This is a genomic window from Ekhidna sp. (assembly GCF_963691765.1).
In the GTDB taxonomy this organism is placed as follows: Bacteria; Bacteroidota; Bacteroidia; order Cytophagales; family Cyclobacteriaceae; genus Ekhidna.
In genome coordinates, this window is record NZ_OY829375.1 from 347,604 (window position 1) to 367,004 (window position 19,401).

Genomic DNA, 19,401 nt, shown 5'->3' on the forward strand with positions numbered 1-19,401 from the left:
AACCTTATATAATGAGTAAGCAACTTTTTTCAGGCAGCATAGGTAGGAAATTCGCCATGGCGCTTTCCGCACTATTCCTGATCATATTTTTATTACAGCATTTCATCATAAACTTCACCTCTGTGTTCAGTGAAAGCACTTTTAACGAGCTTTCACACTTTATGGGCACAAATCCAATTGTACAATTTGTAATGCAACCCATCTTGATATTTGGAGTGACTTTTCACTTCATTATGGGATTTGTGTTAGAAATAAAGAATCGAAATTCCAGGGAAGTTAAGTATGCGAAAAACAATGGAGGAGCCAATTCCACATGGATGTCGAGAAACATGATATGGAGTGGTTTATTCATTTTGTTCTTTTTGGGATTCCATTTTTATGATTTCTGGATACCTGAAATGAACTATAAATACATACAGATGAATCCTGAGGATCCGAATAGATACTATGAAGAAGTAGTACATATGTTTGCAAATCCAGGCCGAGTAGTTGTTTACTGCCTATCTTTTGTATTTCTGGCGTTGCATTTAATGCATGGATTTCAGTCTGCATTTCAGTCAACTGGAGCACGTCATGCAAACTACACACCGACCATTCAAAAAATAGGTCGAGCATATGCGATTCTGATACCGGTAGGTTTCGTTTTCATCGCGATTTTTCATTATGTCAATTCCCTTTAAGAACTAAAAGGCATGTCAAAATTAGATTCTAAAATACCAGAAGGTCCAATAGCTGATAAGTGGACCACATATAAAAATAACATCCGACTAGTCAACCCTGCTAACAAGCGTTCTATTGACGTAATAGTAGTTGGAACAGGTCTGGCTGGTGGATCAGCTGCTGCTACTTTAGCAGAACTCGGCTACAATGTAAAAGCATTTTGCTATCAGGATTCTCCTCGAAGAGCCCATTCAATCGCCGCACAAGGTGGGATCAATGCTGCAAAAAACTATCAAGGGGATGGTGATTCAACCTATCGTCTTTTTTACGATACAGTAAAAGGAGGTGATTATCGTTCCAGAGAAGCCAATGTTTATCGATTAGCCGAAGTTTCTACGAACATTATTGATCAATGTGTAGCACAAGGTGTTCCTTTCGCGCGTGATTATGGAGGGCTACTAGACAATCGATCCTTCGGAGGGGTGCAAGTTTCAAGGACTTTTTACGCAAAAGGACAAACTGGGCAACAACTTCTCTTAGGAGCATATTCTGCAATGTCCCGACAAATTGGTAAAGGAAAGATCACCATGTACAATCGTCATGAAATGATGGACATTGTTGTAGTAGATGGGAAAGCCAGGGGAATTATTGCAAGGAACCTAGTTACTGGTGAACTTGAAAGACACTCTGCGCATGCCGTTGTAGTAGGGTCTGGAGGATACGGAAATGTTTTCTTCCTATCCACAAATGCTATGGGATCGAATGTCTCTGCTGGATGGAAGATACATAAAAAGGGAGCATACTTTGCTAACCCTTGCTTTACACAAATACACCCAACATGCATTCCGCAGCATGGAGATCAGCAGTCTAAATTGACACTAATGTCTGAGTCGTTGAGGAATGACGGTAGAATTTGGGTGCCTGCGAAGAAAGAAGATGCTAAGGCTATTCGTGCCGGTAAGCTCAAACCAACTGATCTTAAAGAAGAAGATAGAGATTACTACTTAGAAAGAAGGTATCCTTCATTTGGTAACCTTGTACCTCGAGATGTGGCTTCACGAGCAGCAAAAGAACGTTGCGATGCAGGATTTGGTGTTGGTACCAACGAAACAGGTGAAGCTGTTTATCTTGACTTTAGCTCTGCAATCATGAGATATGGGCAAGAAGAAGCGAATGTTAAAGGGCATCATGACGCCTCTGAAAAGGAAATAAAGGAATTGGGGACAAAAATCGTTGAAGCTAAATATGGAAACCTATTCCAGATGTATGAGAAAATTACAGCTGACAATCCATATGAAACTCCAATGAAAATTTACCCTGCCGTTCACTACACAATGGGTGGTGTATGGGTAGATTATAACCTGATGACGACCATACCTGGGTGCTATGCTATTGGAGAAGCTAACTTCTCAGATCATGGGGCCAACAGATTAGGTGCGTCAGCATTGATGCAAGGATTAGCTGACGGCTATTTTGTACTTCCATATACCATTGGAGATTATCTAGCAGATGATATTAGGACTGGAGCAATAACAACAGATTCGAAGGAATTCGAAGAAGCTGAAAAAAGTGTCAAAGAGCAGATTGAATTTTTCATTAACAATGATGGAAAACACTCTGTTGACTACTTCCACAAACGCCTTGGTAAGGTGATGTGGAATAAAGTAGGCATGGCTAGGACTGAAAAAGGACTTAAAGAGGCCATAGCTGAAATCAAGGAAATCAGGGAGCAATTCTGGAAAGAAGTAAGTGTTCCTGGCTCGGCAGATGGCATCAATCAAGAATTGGAGAAGGCAGGTCGCGTGGCAGATTTCCTCGAATTAGGAGAACTATTTGCGAGGGATGCACTGGAGAGAAATGAGTCTTGTGGAGGCCATTTTAGAGAAGAATATCAAACTGAGGAAGGTGAAGCTACTCGGGACGATAAAAACTTCACATATGTAGCAGCTTGGGAATATCAAGGTGAGCCTTCTAAAGCCAAGCTGCACAAAGAGGATTTGAAATACGAAAACATAGAACTTAAAACGCGTTCTTATAAATAAGATATTATGTCAGCAACAGAATTGAATTTAACACTGAAAGTCTGGAGACAGAAAAGCGATAAAGAAAAAGGGAAGATGGAAACTTATCAGGTTTCGGGAATCTCCACTGATAGCTCTTTTCTGGAAATGATGGACATCTTAAATGAACAGCTTATTGCGGAAGATAAAGAGCCAGTGGCTTTTGATCATGATTGTCGCGAAGGTATTTGCGGAAGTTGTTCCATGTATATAAACGGTGAGGCACACGGTCCTGGTAGAGAAATTACCACTTGCCAACTGCACATGCGTGAATTTAAGGATGGCGAAACGATTTACATAGAACCTTGGAGAGCGAAAGCCTTCCCTGTAATCAAGGACTTAGTAGTTGATAGAAGTGCCTTTGATCGAGTAATGAACGCTGGAGGTTTCATAAGTGTGAATACTTCAGGGAATACGCAAGATGCGAATGCGATCCCTATAGACAAGCACGATGCTGATAAAGCATTTGATGCCGCTACTTGCATAGGATGTGGTGCTTGTGTGGCAACTTGTAAGAATGCATCTGCTATGCTATTTGTATCTGCGAAGGTTTCACAGCTTTCTCTCCTACCTCAAGGTAAAGTTGAGGCAAAAGAGCGTGTACAGAACATGGTGAAGCAAATGGATGAGGAAGGATTCGGAAATTGTTCCAATACTGGAGCATGTGAGGTTGAATGTCCAAAAGGAATTTCACTAGAGAATATTGCACGAATGAATCGTGAATATTTGAAAAGCGGAATGAGCTGATCACATTAATGAATCAAATAAAAGCCTGCCAAACAGCAGGCTTTTTTATTTTTCGCTTGTATTGCAGACTTATTCATTTCTTAACGCATCTGTTGGATTGATTCGCTCCGTTTGAAAGGCCTTGGAACAAACCACCAATATCACAATTAGAAAAGTAGCCATAGATATTAGTATCATACTAAAAATACTGAGAGAGATGTGATAACTGAAGTTAGCCAGCCATTTGTCAATGAGGTACCATGTCAATGCTAATCCCAAGGTATTAGAGATGATTAGCAGCTTAAAATACTTTCTACTCAGTAAGAATAAGGTACCATAGAGTTTTATACCAAGCACCTTACGGATTGCAATTTCTTTCGTACGTTCTCTTAATGCGAAACTCAAAAGCGCGTACATCCCAAGTATTGCTAAAATCACTGCTATGCCAGTGAGAAGTCCAACCAATTGTGTCGTTTGTTCTTCAACCTTATACAGTTCCTCAAATTGATCATCAGCGAAAGCATATTCGAATGGAACACTTCCTAAAACATTCGCATGGGAAACTCTAATTTGATTTAAAAGCTGAGTGTAATCATTGCTGGACAATTTCAATGATAACATATTATGCCTTTTATCATCAAGCACTCTGAGAACAACCGGCTCAATGAAACTATGTAATGACTGATAGTGAAAATCCTTCACCACTCCCTGAATGGGTGCAATAGAGTTAGAACCGACAACAGCTATTGACTGTCCCAATGGATCTGCCCATTGCGCTGCTTCAACGGCAGCTTCATTTACCAAATAAACATACGGAGTATTTTCTACTTGAGAATTAATGGCATCGATGTTTCCAGCAGTTAGCGAAATTCCGTATGTTTCTAAAAAACCAGGCCCTACTTCTATGACATGCCAATGTACATTTTCTTTTTGTCCAGCCCATGTAATCGAATTATTCCAATTTGGACTTCCCGGAGTGAATCTGGATGAGCCCGTGCTAATTACTCCTGGGATCTGCTCCATCTCACTTGCCAATGCTTTCATTTTAGATCTAGAGTTTTCATCAAAAAGCTCAATGGTTAGCACTTGTTCCTCGTCTAAACCAAGTTCTGTCGTTTGCAAATAATTTAACTGCTGATATATTAAAACAGATGAGAGAATCAGAACACTGGACATAACAAATTGTGTAATGAGTAATCCATTCTTAAACCCATTCTTCTTTGAACCTATTTTAATCAGCCCTTTCAAAGCAGTTATAGGATGAAATGAGATAACAAAAAAGGTGATATAGACACCAGAAATGATAGCAATAAAAAGCACTAAACCTACTAGCATTGAAATCAGTAAAGGATCGCTCAAATCAAGAGTGCTTTTGGAACCTACTAGATTATTGATGAATGGTAATGCACTTTCTGATAGAATCAAACCTATGATGATTGATACAGTAGAGAGGATCAAGCCTTCAGTCACAAATTGATTTACAATTTGAATTTTACTTGCCCCCATCACTTTTCTAATTCCTACTTCTTTTATACGCTTGGTAGAGCTGGCGATAGAGAGATTCAGAAAATTAATTACCGATATAGCGAAAATTGCAAGAGCTATTGAAGCATAGATGTACAAATACCGTGGATCATATGATGCATTAACGTTGCCATCACTCGCTTGAAAATGAACATCCTGTATTGGCTGTAGCGTCAGTTCTTCAAATCTCATCTCCCTATCATTTCCAAATTCAACCACCCCAGATTTAATTTTATTCACAACCTCAAGAAGATTGGCTGATTCATCAAGCAACACGTAAGCAAAGTAATTGAACTGCCCCCAGTTTGCTGTAAGACTGGTATATGGCAAAACATCTTCTAAATTTTCGAACGGAACTATGTAGTCCATCTTAAGGTGACCATTTTCAGGCATAGACTTAAATACTCCCTTGATGGCGTAATCTCTGTTACTATTTACCGTTAAAATCTTGCCCAAAGGGCTTTCACCGGTAAATAATTTTTTCGATACAGTTTCTGAGATGAAAATCGATTGCTTTGGCATTTCACGCGCTACAGCTCCGTGTATTAATGAAATATCCAAAAGATCAAATATTGCTGGGTCAGCCATAAAAACTGATCTTTCGTTGAATATCAGTTCTTCATATTTCACTGAAACCTTCTTGTCGTATGAATATTCAGTAAGCCTAGCAAACTCTCGAATTTCAGGAATATCCTTCTTAAGTTTTGGCGGAATTGGCGCAGATACTTTTACCCATCCCTCTCCTGCTTCCATGTTGCCTACAACCAATCGATAGAGCTGAGATTTTTTACTATAGTGAGTATCATAGCTTAACTCGTAATCGACATGTAAATACGCTAATATGCAGGCACAAATACCAATTGAAAGACCTAAAATATTCAGTAAAAAGGTGCTTTTATTATTCCATAAAGCCCTAAAAGAAGTGAGAAAAGTATTTTTGATCATGACGCTTTGGGTTAGTTCAATGCATTAGAGACCTAACTCAAAGTCGAATGTTGCATTTAAGCAAAAGGAGATTTACTTGCCTTGAAATTTCTTAAGCTGATATTCATAATGTGATGTATCATCATACAATTCCTTAGCAAGTTCCAAAGCTTGCTTTTCAAGCTCGATAGCTTCTTTCTTATTTCCCAGCTTGAATTGCAATGAAGCATAGGTGTCAATCATTGAAGGCTCAGGTTGCTTATCAACTGCTTGCTGTGCCCACGATGCTGCTATAGAAAGTTGATTCTTATTATTCACAAACAGGTAAAACTTCCAAGCCAATTCATTTAGCTGCTCAGGGTCTTCAAGATTATTCATACCAACTAGTTGAATGGCATAGTCTGCGTAATCATCCCAATTCTCTACATACTCTGAATAATGTAGGTTCATCATCAATTTGAGTGTATCAGATCCGGTGAAGGACACATTTTTTATTGAATGAAGTAATGCCCGCATTCCAAAGTCATGCAATTCTTCAGACTCAAAGACCTCCTGGTATTGTGAAAGATAGGTATCATACAATTTTGCGTTCACTAGCTTTTGACCAACAGCATCTTCAAAAGTGCTTCTATTTTCAAGTAGGTACTGAAATTCTCTGCTGTATAAATCCCATTGAAAGGCAGCGAATACCTCCCATGCCGTTTCATTGGTTAGATTATTCAACTCTACATCTTTCAAATAATTGGTGGCAAATCTTTCTGCATCTAAACATGCATCTTCTATTAGCCCCAGATAATTAAGCATGAAAGATGCTGTACGATCTCCTTCATCATACTTTTTTTCAAATGAACTTAAGGTTAGACTGTCGGTTAGTGCATCTTCTCCCAAATGCAAAAATTGAGTGGCATCCATTGCACCACATCCACGATGAATAACATCTCCATTTCCATTTATGAATAAAAACGATGGAAAAACAGCTATCGAATATTCCTCCGAAAGTTCGACGCCAGGATATTCTTCCATATCCATAATTACATTGATGAAATTACTGTTGTAATAATTAGCCACTTCTAAATCAGTGAAAGTATACTCCTCCATTTCCTTACATGGCTCGCACCATTCTGCATAAGCGCTCAGTAAAATTAATTTTCCTGACATCCTTGATTTCGAAATCGCTTCATCCCAAGAACCCTGCTCAAACTTGATTTGACTGTGCAGCACAAATGGAAAAAAACACGCTATTAGTAGTAATTTCTTCATGGCACCAATTTCACTCATTTAATGCAATTCAAAAAGGTCATTATCATAAATCATGAAGCGAAAATTGGATCGATATTATTGTATTTCTGTTCGAATCTTTTTTAAACCCGTTCATAATCGCACAATCGGACATTGTTTGATTTTATGTAATCAACTGATTTATTGGCACTTACAAATATTGGCACACCGATTGAATTTCTATTTCACAACCAAAACCAAAAATGACATGTTAAAAAATTATTTGACCACTATTCTTCGCCAGATAAAGAATAACAAAGTCTTCTCTTTCATAAACATCTTTGGACTATCACTTGGTATGGCTGCCTGCCTGGTAATTTTTCAATATGTCAATTTTCATAATTCATTCGATTCTTTTCATGGAAACGCAGATCGAATCTTCCGAATTGAATCGGAAGCCTATAAAAATGGTGAATCATTAGGCCAATCGATAAATGCCCCTTCCATGATGGGTAAAACATTGAAAGAGCAGTCTACGCTAGTATCAGAGACAGTAAGATTCTTTGACTACAACTACGCTAACAATTCGATTATCTATAACGATAATGGGAATAAAGTCAATTTCGAGCAACCTGGGGTGTATGTCACTGACAAAGGGTTGTTTGAAATGTTTGATTTCAACTTTATTGCAGGAAATTCGTCACGTCTCGATGAGCCACAGACTGCAGTATTGACATTAAAGGCTTCTAAGAAGTACTTTGATGATCCTGAAAAAGCTATTGGAAGCACTTTTACACTTAGCGGAAATAACGGAGCTCATCAGTATGAATTGGTTGGAATTTTAGAAGACCTCCCTTCAAACTCGCACATTCAATTTGAATTATTGCTTTCCTATCCATCAATAGAGCACTACACTGGATCTAAAAATAGCTGGACATCAAATAATATGATCACTTATTTGATGGCAGAAGATCCTGCTAAGTCAGGAGAAATACTTGATCAAATAAATGAATTGCATGAAGAGAACTCTAAAGAAGCTTATGCTGCGGCTGGTTTCACTATCGACTATTACCTACAACCATTAAGTAATATTCATTTAGAATCTGGCGCCAGCTTTGGATTCGATGGAAGTGTTAAAAGTCAGACTATATGGGTATTGAGTCTGATAGCTGTAGTTATCCTCGTTATTGCATGGATTAATTACATGAATTTATCGCTGGTCAGAACCATGGAACGCTTAAAAGAAATGGGTGTAAGAAAGTGCATGGGCTCCTCTATGAAGCAGATCACTCAGTTATTCATTCTTGAAGCCCTCGTAATGAATCTTATTGCGTTTGGGTTGGCAATACTACTAACTCAGTTTGCAGAAAAGTACTTAATCAACGTAACAGGACTTCCTATAGATGCACTCCTTGATATGCAGATCCTTGGATTGTTAATAGTCTTAATTGCTGCAGGAACCATCCTAATCGGATTGTATCCATACGCAATACTTAAGTCTATAAACATTGTAAATATTCTTGTTGGTCAAAGAGGAAAAGTAGGTGGTGTTAAGTTGAGAAAGGCTTTAGTGCTTGTACAATTTATGATCACGTTCATTTTAATCTCAGGTACCTTGACTGTATACAATCAGATCAATTATATGAGAGAAGCAGACCTTGGAATTGACATTGAAAATATCCTTGTTATTAAGTCTCCCCCAGGTGATGTAGGAGCAGAAAACAGACAAGACGTGCAACGATTTAGCACATTAAAAACTGAGCTGTTAAAGTATTCAGGCATTACTCAAATCACTAATGCTGGAGAAATACCAGGAGAAGCTGTAAGCTGGGGTACTAACCTCAGACTTAAAAATGAAAGCCCAGAAAACTCAACTTATTCCGGACTAGTTTCAATGGATCTAGATTTCCCACAATTCTTCGGCATTGACAAGATTGCTGGTCGTGAACTGAGAGAAGGAGACAGTCCTTGGTATAAAGGAGAAACAGTTATTAACCAAAAGCTTGCTGAAAATCTTGGATTTCCCAACCCCGAAGATGCTCTCGGAGCTGAGCTTGAAGGTTTCTATGGACCTGTACCACTGAAAGTAGTAGGTGTGGTTGAAAATCACCACCACACATCCCTACATGATGACTATCAGCCATTGGCTTATATCTTGAGTTCTTGGACTGAGTTTTACTTTATCAAGATACGAATTGATGAAAATGCCAACGTCACTAAAGGTGAGCAATTGGATAAAATGGTCGCATCTGTAAGAGCTGAGTGGAATAATATCTTTACTGACTACCAAATGGATTACTTCTTTCTCGACCATGCATTTGACGAGCAATACAAAGAAGATATTCGCTTTGGGAAGATATTTACAGGCTTTTCAACTTTGGCTATCTTAATTGCCTGCCTTGGACTATTTGGACTTACTTCCTTTACAATCCAGCAGCGAACAAAAGAAATTGGAATTCGCAAGGTGCTTGGTGCAAGTATGCGCAACTTAATGACGCTGCTAAGCAGAGATTACATGACCTTGGTTGGCATTGCGTGTATTCTTAGCATCCCTGCTTCTTATTGGATAATGACCAGATGGCTAGAGAATTACACATTCAGCATTCAGCTTGGATGGTGGTTTATCGTACTACCTATTCTATTCATAGTTGGACTCGCACTATTGAGCATCTCGTCCAAAGTAGTAAGCACCGTAAAGACAAATCCTGTCGATTCACTTCGAACAGAATAAAGAAACGCCCAATCACTAACTCTACTCTACTAGGGCTGACCCCGCTTTGATAGCGGGGTTTTTCTTTTTACCATCAAATTGAATAAGGTTGCCTATTTTCGAATGGTAATAGATGAGTCATGGCTAAGAAAAATGTGTTTGGGCAGTCCATTTGGTTTAAAAAGAAAATCTTTCAAACGGTCGGAAGATTTGTGCTTTGGTATCTGCTCAAGCCAAACAAGGTGACTGTTTCTGGCAGTAAAATACTAACAGAGATCCCTGGAGAAAATGTACTTTTCGTTTCTAACCATCAGACAATCTTTACGGATGTTATCGCGATGTTTCAAGCCATGTTTGCAGCACTTAATGGACAAATAGATTCACTTGATGACTGGAGTTACTTAAGAAACCCTAAGGTGAATGTCTACTATGTTGCAGCGCGTGAGACAATGGAAAAAGGCATTCGAGCTAAGATCCTAGCACTGGCTGGCGCAGTTACCGTAGATCGTACCTGGAGAAAGGGTGAAGAGATGATAAAAAGAGAGGTAAATCCTGATGACACTAAATCTATTGGGATAGCTATTAAAGATGGATGGGTAGTAACATTTCCTCAAGGCACTACTCGCAAAGGAGCTCCAGTGAGAAAAGGAACTGCCCACTTGATTAAGCAGCACAGACCGACAGTAATCCCAATTCGAGTTGATGGTTTTAGAACGGCATTTGACAAGACAGGATTGAAAAGAATTCAAAAAGGCACGGATCTGTCTGTTACATTCAACCCTCCTATTGACATTGATTACGATAACGATACTGTTGATCAGATTGTGAAGAAACTGGGTGTTGCAATAGGTGAAGATCATCCTGAAGTTGAGAAATAGTTCAGCCTTTAGGATTACTTCTAATGCTGTCAATCGTCATATACACTCATAAAAATCCTACTAATCTTATTTCATGAATATCTTGTTGGCGAGCATAATTGGAGTCCCGGTACTTTTTCTTATCGTCGTTATTTTTCATTACCGACACCTAAAGTACCTACTCTTAATCTGGACAAGAGAATATCTAGAATTTGGCGAGATTTTAACAGATGAGAATTCTGTTACCTACTTTGAGAGCTTAAACACTTTGAACTTGAGTTTCCGAATTCTGAAAACAGAAAGGAAGTATCCTCAAATGAAGGACAATGAGAAACTGATGAAAAAAATAAAAGAGTATAGAATCGCAAGAAACTGTGCTTATTTAGGGATTATCCTATTCATTGGAGGTGCCTTGATTGCTCAATGGTATTTTCAATAGGTATTGGTCTGTCTAATTCCCAAATTCAATATTTCTATATCTTAGGGATCTCAATTCTGCCCAAGATTAGACATTCACCAAAACCAGATCTAAACTAGCGTAACAAATGACAAGAGAAGAACACCTCAGATTTTGCAAGGTCTGTAAGAATAAAAAGTTTGATAGGGATAAAGGAATTGTATGCAGCCTCACAAATGAGATTGCCGACTTTGAAAATGAATGTCCTAATTTTTTAGCAGACGCTGAAGAGATTCAAAAAGAAATCAAAAAGACCAGTGAGCCGCTTAAAAACAATGCTAAAAGGGCATCAATAGTAATTAATGTATTCTGGGCAATGTGCGTGACCAATGTGCTTGCTATTGTTTCAGGGTTCCTAGAACTCGAGCTTCTTGAACGATTCAGTAACGGTGGTTTCGTATCTGATCAAGAAGCCTCAATGAACGACTTAAGACAAGGAGCTATTGGGTTATTTCAGCTGATTTTATTAATTGCTTCCATTGTAACTTTTCTTAATTGGTTTAGAAGGGCTTATGGCAACCTTCATCGATTGAACACCAAACCTTCATATAGAGAAGAAATGGCTGTTTGGTCTTTCTTCATCCCTTTCGTGAATCTTTACAGACCATTTCAAATAGCCAAAGAAATATTAAGTCTATCGGTTCAAAAGCTGGCTGCAATAGATCAAAATTCAAGAATTTCATCAAGTACATTTATTCTTGGACTGTGGTGGGCCTTGTACCTAATTAGCAATTTTGTCGGGAATATCGTTTTCAGGATGACCATGAATGGAGGTGAAACGCTTCAAGATATTATCTCACAAAGTCAAGCATTTCTTTTCTCAGATGTTGTTGAAATCCCTGCGATTATTGCTACCATCCTTGCAATCAAGAAAATCAGCAATATCGAATCCCAACTGCTTGAAAAAACTTCGTAGGACAAGTATTTATTGTAACAACGAAGCGTCTATTGAAAGTGTCTTCAAATTATGAAACACAATACTTTCATTCTCCTTACGATGCTCTGGTCGAGTATAAGCTGTAGTTCAGACGATAGTTTGACAGCTTCTTTACTTGAAGATAAAATTGACAAACTGCAGAGTGAAATTAATGGTGTCATAGAAAAATCCACTGGGGAAACATCGGATGATTGTCGAACAACTTTAATCCCTGGAGGAAATGGATGTGGTCCTATTTATGTCTATGGAGTGTTAGGAATAGATACCCTTGAACTAGAAAGTTTATTCGATGAGCTAAGTCGCGCACAAACCGATTTATACAATCTTCAGGGAGGACCAGTTTGTGATATTGCGTTCCCATCAAAAGATTCACTAATTAATGGTTCTTGCAAGGCATGCTTCGAGATTGACGAAATGTTTGAGTGCTTTGATTAAACAGAAACTAACATTCAATGCCAATCAATCACAGGTAAGTGAATAGGTTATTTAAAAAATTGTCGGTATTAACCTCGATTATTTTGCATTCACCTAATATCTTAGAAAAATCAATATTACAATCTTACCATGCGAACCTTGCTCATCACCACATTGATTTTTCTTTCCCTGCAAAGTTTCTCACAAATTTCGTTGAGACAGTCCTTCTCTGGAGATAATTACTTTCAAGACTTTGTGGAGCACGATGGTGCTTTCTATGGATTTAAAGTAACTGCTTCTACCAGTGAGTTAGTGAAAATTTTTTCGGAAGAACTTCAAGTTCAAACTTTAACAGATATATCTGGAACCCATCCCGAAAGTATCTTGATATCTGATAATAAAATCTTCTTTACTGTAAGCATAAACACCTGGCAAGGCAGACTCTATAGTTATGACCTATCATCTTCTTCCCTATCCACTTTGAAAGACTTCAGCAGCAGCGAAGGTCAGATAGTTTCTGTCAAACAGTTGAAAGATGGAGTTTTATGGGGGTTTTCCTGGACATCCAGTGAAGATGAGGGTAGCATTTTCACCATCAAACCTGATGGGACTGAATTTCAAAAAATCTACAGCGTACCAAATAGTGATAATGGATCTACACCAGTTGATATCACCGTATTTGATGATAAAGTAATAATTGCTTGGATTAATGGAGGTGGTATTCCTTATCAAGATTCATTCGGTGATTCTTACACTTCTGGAAGCTTTGGAATGTATGATCTGGAAACGCAAACTCATACAACCATCTTGCAAGGTGAAGATCTGAAAGGCACTTCACCATATACTGTTCTTCATCACAATGATGTCATCTATGCCGGATTTGAAGGGGCAGGTAATTCATCTACAGGCAAGCTTTATGCTATTGACTCAGAAACTTTTGAAAGCGAACTGATTTATGACCTTGATAAAAATGATTTAGCAAGGAAAGGGTTTGATAGACTTATACCTCATAATGGATACATATATGGGATCGAACGTTTTGGGATTTTTCGCTACCATATAGAAGATCAAACCTCTGAGTTATTATTTGATTTTAAAATTGAAAACTACGAATCTAACAGTGCATTACTAATTTCATCGGAAGGCGATATTTATTCGTTTATCAACATACTCTTTAACAGTGAAACTCGATTCTTAGCAGAATTTATAACACCATCTCCATTATCAGTCGATAGAGCCAGCGCGTTCAGAATATTCCCAAACCCAACTTCTAACGAGTTAAAAATTCAAGACAGTGGATTAAACTATGTTGAGATATTAGATCTTAATGGGAGGATTATTAAATCTATAAAAGATCCTAAAAATAGCATTGATGTTACTTCCTTAGAAGAGGGTGTGTACCTACTTAAATTTAGGGTAGACGATCAAGTTTATACCCAGAAGTTTGTTAAGCGGCAATAAGCTATTAATAGATTTTATCTAATCAGATAGCTTATCCCTAAAGAAGCACTTCTCAATTTATCTTTAATAGGGTGAGTCGCATGTAAAATTACTAAATACTAAATCTAATCTTCCTAACAATTGAGACCAGAATTCCGTTAGAGAGCTAGCATATTCAATTTTAAAACTAATTCTGGTATACTGTTTGTGACTGCTTTAGCCACATTAAGACCCTATGAAATACATACTACTCACCACCATTCTATTGTTATCAATAAAGCCTACTTATCAAAAGCAAATTGATAAATACATCATTGAGAATCAGTCAGAAAAAGTCTATTTACATCTCGATAAAAAGTATTACGGATCAGGAGATAACCTTTGGTTTAAGTCTTATTTAGTCAATTCCGTAGATCATATTCCAAGCACTATTAGTAAGACTTTATATGTAGAATTACTCAATAGCCAAGGTACTGTAATTGACTCTCTGGTGCTCTTTTCGGAGAACGGAACCTCCGATGGAAACTTCAAACTTTCAAAAAAATTGAAGTCAGGGGAATATCAGGTTCGAGCCTACACCAATTGGATGCGAAACTTCGATGATGAATTCATTTTCAGAAAAAACTTCAAAATTCTAAATCCTCTTAATTCCAGTGAAGAGTCTAACGCAAATGTTCCAAATGACTCAATTTACCTGGACTTTTTACCTGAAGGCGGAGATTTAATTGATGGAATTGGAAGTAAAGTAGCTATAAAAGCATATGACAAATTTGGGTTTGGAGTGTCCTTAGAAGGTGTTATTAAATCGAAAGATGGTGCTACAAATACAGACTTCAATACTAACGAACTGGGTATGGGAGAAATTTATTTAACACCATCATCTGATTCAGACTACTATGCTGAAACAGGAGGCAAGAACTTCTCTCTTCCACAAGTTAAAAGTCAAGGAGCAAGCATTAAGGTTATTCACAGCCATGGAAATGATAAAATTATAATTACGGTGCTATCCAAAAACGTTGATTTAGCTGGAGGCACCCTTGTCGCTCACCAACGTGGGCAATTCCTTTTTGCTGTTGGCAATACAAATTCAGAATCATTTGCTACTCGCATTAGTAGAAAAAATCTGAAACCAGGGATTATCCATCTCACCTACTTCAATTCAAAAGACACTCCCCTTACAGAACGCTTGATCTATCCTCTTATACCTCAAATCAATTCAGAGCTAAAAATCACTAGTGATGAAAATGGATATCAAAAGAGGTCGCAAGTAAGTCTGAATATAGCATTGCCTGATAGTTTGATTCATTCTGCTTCATTAGTAATCAATCCTGCAAATGAAAATCACTACACGGATGGAGATGCCAATATCGTGACGGAATTGATGCTTACTTCCGATTTAAAAGGTCGAATAGAAAACCCGGGGATCTATTTTGAAGGCACAAGCGAAGCTTACAAAAGAATGGACTTACTCATGATGACTCAAGGATGGACGAGGTTTAACTGGAAAGAAGTTTTAAACAACTCAGGCGCTGCCAAGAAATACGGTATCGAAAAGGGCTTGACGATAAAAGGTCAGGTTGTTGATTATTACAATAAAGAGAAAACTCGTCAAGGAAGCATCTCAATGACCTCTTCGAATAATGGCATTAGTATCGCCCAAGGAAAGACTAATCCGAATGGGGAGTTTATCATTGAAAACAACCTTTTCTTTGATAGTACCAGACTAATTCTGCAAGCAACAGGATTTCGTGGTAAAAGAAATAAAGCAGTAAATGATGTTAGTATTCAACTACTTAACAATCCTAAGCTAAGTAGCGGATACGGATATAAGTCTCGAGCTATCGATTCACAGTTTGAAAAGAAAGTGCAAAAACAGTCGCAAATTGCTCAAGCATATTTCCTTGATGATGATGTTTCCTACCTAGATGAAGTAGTTGTTAAAACTCAGAGAATCACCGAACAAGATGAAAGAGCGCAGAAATATGGAGATCCTAGTAATCGCATAATTGCTGACGAATTCAGATTCCAAGCATCGACAGTTCTAGACATGTTGAGTCGTACTGCTGGAGTAACTGTCACAGGTAGTGGAGCAAGTCAGTCTGCGAGTATTAGAGGGTTCGCATCTCTCTCGGGAATACCTCCACTATATATTCTAGATGGCATGCAAGTAGATTTACAAACGATATTGACCATACCTATACAGCAGGTTGATTTTGTCGATGTTTTGAAAGGACCAAATGCAGCATTTTATGGTGTAAATGGCGCAGGTGGAGTAATTGTGGTTTACACAAAAACTGGAGAATCATCCCCTGCGCAATTTAAAGAATCAAAAGGGCTCCTCGTATTTACGCATCCAGGATACCATGCTTCCAAGCAATTTTACAGTCCTCAATATGCTATCCCAGAAGAGTCACATAATGTTCCAGACTTCCGCTCTACGCTTTATTGGAATCCAGAATTGAAATTCGAGAATGGCACTGCAAATGTCGAGTTCTTCACTTCTGACCAACTAGGCAAATTTGATATTAGAGTTGAGGGGTTAATGAAAGATGGAAGCTCTTTCGTTAATCGATCTTCTATTGTTGTTGAGTGATTCGTATTCATCAACTCTAGATTAAGTAGATTTAGAAATGCTATCATCTAAAAATATTCAAAAGCTTCTTGTACTTTCCTTGGTTTTACTAACAACCTCTTGCGCCAGCGATGATGGAGCATCTCCAATAGGAAATGCATTAGATGATGGTTGTGAATGCCTTAATGATATCCAGGTAATTGGGAGTCACAACAGCTACAAAATGGCTGTTGAGCAACCGATCTTAGACTTTATTGCACAACTAGACCAAACTTTAGCTCAGAGCATTGAATACGAACATATCCCTCTATCCGATCAATTGGATCTAGGTTTGCGAAATCTTGAATTTGATGTGTTCTATGATCCCGAGGGTGGTCACTATACAAATCCAGAAGGCCTAGAGGTAGTACAAGATGCAGGAATAACTCCACTCCCTTACGATGAAGACAACGTTTTAGAAGATTTAGGACTTAAAATGTTTCACACTCAAGATGTTGATTTTAGAAGCCATCATTTACTATTTACCGATGGTTTGGAAGAATTAAAGCAATGGTCGGATCGAAACCCCACTCATACTCCCATCATCGTTTTGATCAATGCCAAAGACGCAACAATTCCATTAACAACAAATCCGGTTCCTTTTGATGTAGGAGGAATGAAGCTGATTGATGATGAAATATCCAGTGTCTTTGATGTAAATCAGCTCATTACACCTGACTTTGTGAAGAATGATCATTCAACATTAGAGGGAGCAATTCTTACAGACGGTTGGCCATCGCTTGAGGAAGTAAAAGGAAAAATCCTGTTTGTACTTGATGAAGATATAACTAAAACAGATATGTACCTTTCCTCCTTTCCAGGACTCCAGGGTGCAACTATGTTTGTGAACGCCATAGAAGGAACTCCTGAAGCTGCTTTTCGCATCATCAACAACCCGATTTTTAATCAGGAAAAAATTCAGCAACTAGTTGCTCAAGGCTACATGGTTCGTACTCGTGCCGATTCAGAAACGATAGAAGCTCGCACCAATGACCTTTCTAGATTTGAAGCCGCAATTACCTCCGGCGCACAAGTGATTTCTACAGACTACTACCTTCCCTCCAAGCTATTCAACTCGGAATATCAGGTGATATTCATCGACGGTAGTTATGAGCGATTACAGGGTGAGTAAAAAATCAAGCCCCGACCTTGGCCGGGGCTCATTCTTGGCAGAATATGACTAACACCTACGTTAACCATGTCTTTAGACGATAACCGTCATTGCGAACGAAGTGATGCTGTCTACTAGAGATCGCTTCGTACCCATTCGCGATGACTTAATCAATCGACATTATCGTGCAAGAATTTGTTACTTCCGAGGATTTGATTTTCCTCATTCAAGTTGAACTTTGAAATGTTTCTCTCAGAAGAGTGAGGTACATTTTGAAGTTTCACTTGCTTTCGTTCATATGCAGGAACATCTAGTCGTTCTTTGAACTCCTCTGTTTCCATTTCATATTTCTTACTTGTGAACATTTCTTCTCGCTCAGCTCGTTCTTGAGCTAATCGAATCTGCTTTGAGTTTGGAGTAGTTGCAAATGCATCTTCAATGTTTACTTCATCTTCATGCGTATGCTCCTCTTCACGCTCAAAACTGTTAGTGAAGTCGAATTCAAACGCAGGCTGCTCGGCAGGACTTTGCTTTCGCTGCTCTTGCTCTTCTTCATCAATTTCACGTTTGATTTCATCTTTTAAAGAGCTCAGTTCATATGTCCAATCTTCAACTCCTTCCTTGTCACCATCATCATCAATTTCAAACATGAAGCTCGAAGTATTGTCTTGCTTCGGCTCTTTTTCAATCTCTCTTTGAGAATTCAGATCGAAACGAGTAGCTTCTTCCTCCTTAGAGATGTATTCACCATCCTCGTCTACTTTTCCAAAGCCAGTAGCTATCACGGTTACTCGAATATTCTCTCCAAGCGTACTATCCACTCCGTGACCGAAGATTACTTCTGCGTCATCGCCAGCGTATTCCTGGATGTAGTCTGTTATATCTGTAAGCTCATCCATCTGAAGCTCTGCTTCCTCACCAGAAATGATAGAAAGGAGAATTTTCTCAGCACCATAGATATCCTGCTGATTCAATAGTGGAGAGTTTAGCGCTTCTTCAGCAGCTCTTCGCGCTCTATTGTCACCTATAGTTTTTGATGATCCCATCACCGCTGGACCGGCACCCTTCATTACTGTTTTTACATCTTCGAAATCCACATTTACATATCCAGGAACAGTGATAATTTCCGCAATTCCTTTTGCTGCAGTTGTTAATACATTATCTGCTTCCGCAAAGGCATCGCTGATGGATAAGTTGCCATAGATTTCACGCAGCTTATCATTCATTATAACTAGGACAGTATCGCAGTACTTCTTAAGCTCTTTGATACCTTCCTCAGCTGCTTTCATTTTTTTCTTACCTTCAAAAGCAAAAGGAGCAGTCACAATACCCACCGTGAGGATATCTAGTTCACTTGCTACCTGTGCAATAACAGGGGCCGCACCGGTACCGGTACCTCCACCCATTCCTGCAGTAATGAAGACCATTTTCGTGTCTTGCGAGAGTAGGTCACGAATTTCTTCTTTGCTTTCTACAGCGGCATTTTTGCCTCTTTCAGGATTAGCTCCTGCTCCCAGTCCACTTGTCAGGTTTGTCCCGATTTGTAGTCTGTTTGGTACTGCACTGCTTTCCAGTGCCTGATGGTCGGTGTTACAAACCACAAATTCTACGTCCCGGATCCCCAGGCTGTACATGTGGTTAACAGCATTGCTGCCACCACCGCCAACACCTACCACCTTAATGATGGACTTGTGATGTGACGGTAAGTCGAATTGATACATATTTTCTGCCATAGTTATAAAAGTTTCGAGT

General features: G+C 38.7%; 14 protein-coding genes. 11 read left to right on the forward strand and 3 right to left on the reverse strand.

Features of this window, described 5'->3' with window-relative positions; translation table 11 throughout:
• The first annotated feature begins 11 nt into the window (after positions 1-11).
• Genes ACY650_RS01635 through ACY650_RS01645 form a run of 3 tightly spaced genes read left to right on the forward strand, consistent with a single transcriptional unit; the run spans position 12 to position 3,467 of the window.
• Entirely contained in the window at positions 12-680 is a 669-nt protein-coding gene (locus tag ACY650_RS01635; protein WP_462251088.1) for a succinate dehydrogenase cytochrome b subunit, read from the forward strand.
• 12 nt (positions 681-692) lie between these two features.
• The gene (locus tag ACY650_RS01640) at positions 693-2,702 is read left to right on the forward strand and encodes a fumarate reductase/succinate dehydrogenase flavoprotein subunit (protein WP_462251090.1); all 2,010 of its coding nucleotides are present in this window, start codon (positions 693-695) and stop codon (positions 2,700-2,702) included.
• Positions 2,703-2,723: 21 nt separating this feature from the next.
• A complete protein-coding gene (locus ACY650_RS01645; protein WP_462254443.1) occupies positions 2,724-3,467 on the forward strand; it encodes a succinate dehydrogenase/fumarate reductase iron-sulfur subunit in 744 nt (247 codons plus the stop codon).
• A gap of 69 nt (positions 3,468-3,536) precedes the next feature.
• On the opposite strand, the gene ACY650_RS01650 is transcribed toward ACY650_RS01645, so the two are convergent.
• A complete protein-coding gene (locus ACY650_RS01650; protein WP_462251092.1) occupies positions 3,537-5,915 on the reverse strand; it encodes an ABC transporter permease in 2,379 nt (792 codons plus the stop codon).
• Positions 5,916-5,987: 72 nt separating this feature from the next.
• Positions 5,988-7,154 (reverse strand): thioredoxin family protein, encoded by a 1,167-nt coding sequence (locus tag ACY650_RS01655; protein WP_462251094.1) that lies wholly within the window; start codon positions 7,152-7,154, stop codon positions 5,988-5,990.
• A 226-nt stretch (positions 7,155-7,380) separates the two neighbouring features.
• Between ACY650_RS01655 and ACY650_RS01660 the strand changes: the two genes are divergently transcribed.
• The 8 genes from ACY650_RS01660 (at position 7,381) to ACY650_RS01695 (ending at position 17,670) form a co-directional block, all read left to right on the forward strand.
• Entirely contained in the window at positions 7,381-9,843 is a 2,463-nt protein-coding gene (locus ACY650_RS01660; RefSeq protein ID WP_462251096.1) for an ABC transporter permease, read from the forward strand.
• A 119-nt stretch (positions 9,844-9,962) separates the two neighbouring features.
• A complete protein-coding gene (locus ACY650_RS01665; RefSeq protein WP_462251098.1) occupies positions 9,963-10,700 on the forward strand; it encodes a lysophospholipid acyltransferase family protein in 738 nt (245 codons plus the stop codon).
• A 73-nt stretch (positions 10,701-10,773) separates the two neighbouring features.
• Positions 10,774-11,118, forward strand: coding sequence for a hypothetical protein (locus ACY650_RS01670; RefSeq protein ID WP_462251100.1), 345 nt, complete (start codon positions 10,774-10,776; stop codon positions 11,116-11,118).
• Between the two features lie 106 nt (positions 11,119-11,224).
• Positions 11,225-12,052, forward strand: a complete 828-nt coding sequence (locus tag ACY650_RS01675) for a DUF4328 domain-containing protein (protein ID WP_462251102.1) — start codon at positions 11,225-11,227, stop codon at positions 12,050-12,052.
• A gap of 51 nt (positions 12,053-12,103) precedes the next feature.
• Positions 12,104-12,508 (forward strand): hypothetical protein, encoded by a 405-nt coding sequence (locus ACY650_RS01680; protein WP_462251104.1) that lies wholly within the window; start codon positions 12,104-12,106, stop codon positions 12,506-12,508.
• Between the two features lie 129 nt (positions 12,509-12,637).
• Complete coding sequence (locus ACY650_RS01685) at positions 12,638-13,948, forward strand: T9SS type A sorting domain-containing protein (protein WP_462251106.1); 1,311 nt, start codon at positions 12,638-12,640, stop codon at positions 13,946-13,948.
• A 214-nt stretch (positions 13,949-14,162) separates the two neighbouring features.
• Entirely contained in the window at positions 14,163-16,520 is a 2,358-nt protein-coding gene (locus ACY650_RS01690; protein WP_462251108.1) for a TonB-dependent receptor, read from the forward strand.
• A 37-nt stretch (positions 16,521-16,557) separates the two neighbouring features.
• Positions 16,558-17,670 (forward strand): phosphatidylinositol-specific phospholipase C1-like protein, encoded by a 1,113-nt coding sequence (locus ACY650_RS01695; protein ID WP_462251110.1) that lies wholly within the window; start codon positions 16,558-16,560, stop codon positions 17,668-17,670.
• 149 nt (positions 17,671-17,819) lie between these two features.
• Here the strand turns inward: ACY650_RS01695 and ftsZ are convergent, their stop codons facing one another.
• Positions 17,820-19,382, reverse strand: coding sequence for a cell division protein FtsZ (gene ftsZ, locus ACY650_RS01700; RefSeq protein WP_462251112.1), 1,563 nt, complete (start codon positions 19,380-19,382; stop codon positions 17,820-17,822).
• Positions 19,383-19,401 lie beyond the last annotated feature (19 nt).

Excerpts from the sequence above, each read along its gene's own strand:
- ACY650_RS01635 (WP_462251088.1), top strand. The coding sequence starts at position 12 with ATGAGTAAGCAACTTTTTTCAGGCAGCATAGGTAGGAAATTCGCCATG.
- ACY650_RS01640 (WP_462251090.1), top strand. The coding sequence starts at position 693 with ATGTCAAAATTAGATTCTAAAATACCAGAAGGTCCAATAGCTGATAAG.
- ACY650_RS01650 (WP_462251092.1), bottom strand. The coding sequence starts at position 5,915 with ATGATCAAAAATACTTTTCTCACTTCTTTTAGGGCTTTATGGAATAAT.
- ACY650_RS01655 (WP_462251094.1), bottom strand. The coding sequence starts at position 7,154 with ATGAAGAAATTACTACTAATAGCGTGTTTTTTTCCATTTGTGCTGCAC.
- ACY650_RS01660 (WP_462251096.1), top strand. The coding sequence starts at position 7,381 with ATGTTAAAAAATTATTTGACCACTATTCTTCGCCAGATAAAGAATAAC.
- ACY650_RS01665 (WP_462251098.1), top strand. The coding sequence starts at position 9,963 with ATGGCTAAGAAAAATGTGTTTGGGCAGTCCATTTGGTTTAAAAAGAAA.
- ACY650_RS01670 (WP_462251100.1), top strand. The coding sequence starts at position 10,774 with ATGAATATCTTGTTGGCGAGCATAATTGGAGTCCCGGTACTTTTTCTT.
- ACY650_RS01675 (WP_462251102.1), top strand. The coding sequence starts at position 11,225 with ATGACAAGAGAAGAACACCTCAGATTTTGCAAGGTCTGTAAGAATAAA.
- ACY650_RS01680 (WP_462251104.1), top strand. The coding sequence starts at position 12,104 with ATGAAACACAATACTTTCATTCTCCTTACGATGCTCTGGTCGAGTATA.
- ACY650_RS01685 (WP_462251106.1), top strand. The coding sequence starts at position 12,638 with ATGCGAACCTTGCTCATCACCACATTGATTTTTCTTTCCCTGCAAAGT.
- ACY650_RS01690 (WP_462251108.1), top strand. The coding sequence starts at position 14,163 with ATGAAATACATACTACTCACCACCATTCTATTGTTATCAATAAAGCCT.
- ACY650_RS01695 (WP_462251110.1), top strand. The coding sequence starts at position 16,558 with ATGCTATCATCTAAAAATATTCAAAAGCTTCTTGTACTTTCCTTGGTT.
- ftsZ (WP_462251112.1), bottom strand. The coding sequence starts at position 19,382 with ATGGCAGAAAATATGTATCAATTCGACTTACCGTCACATCACAAGTCC.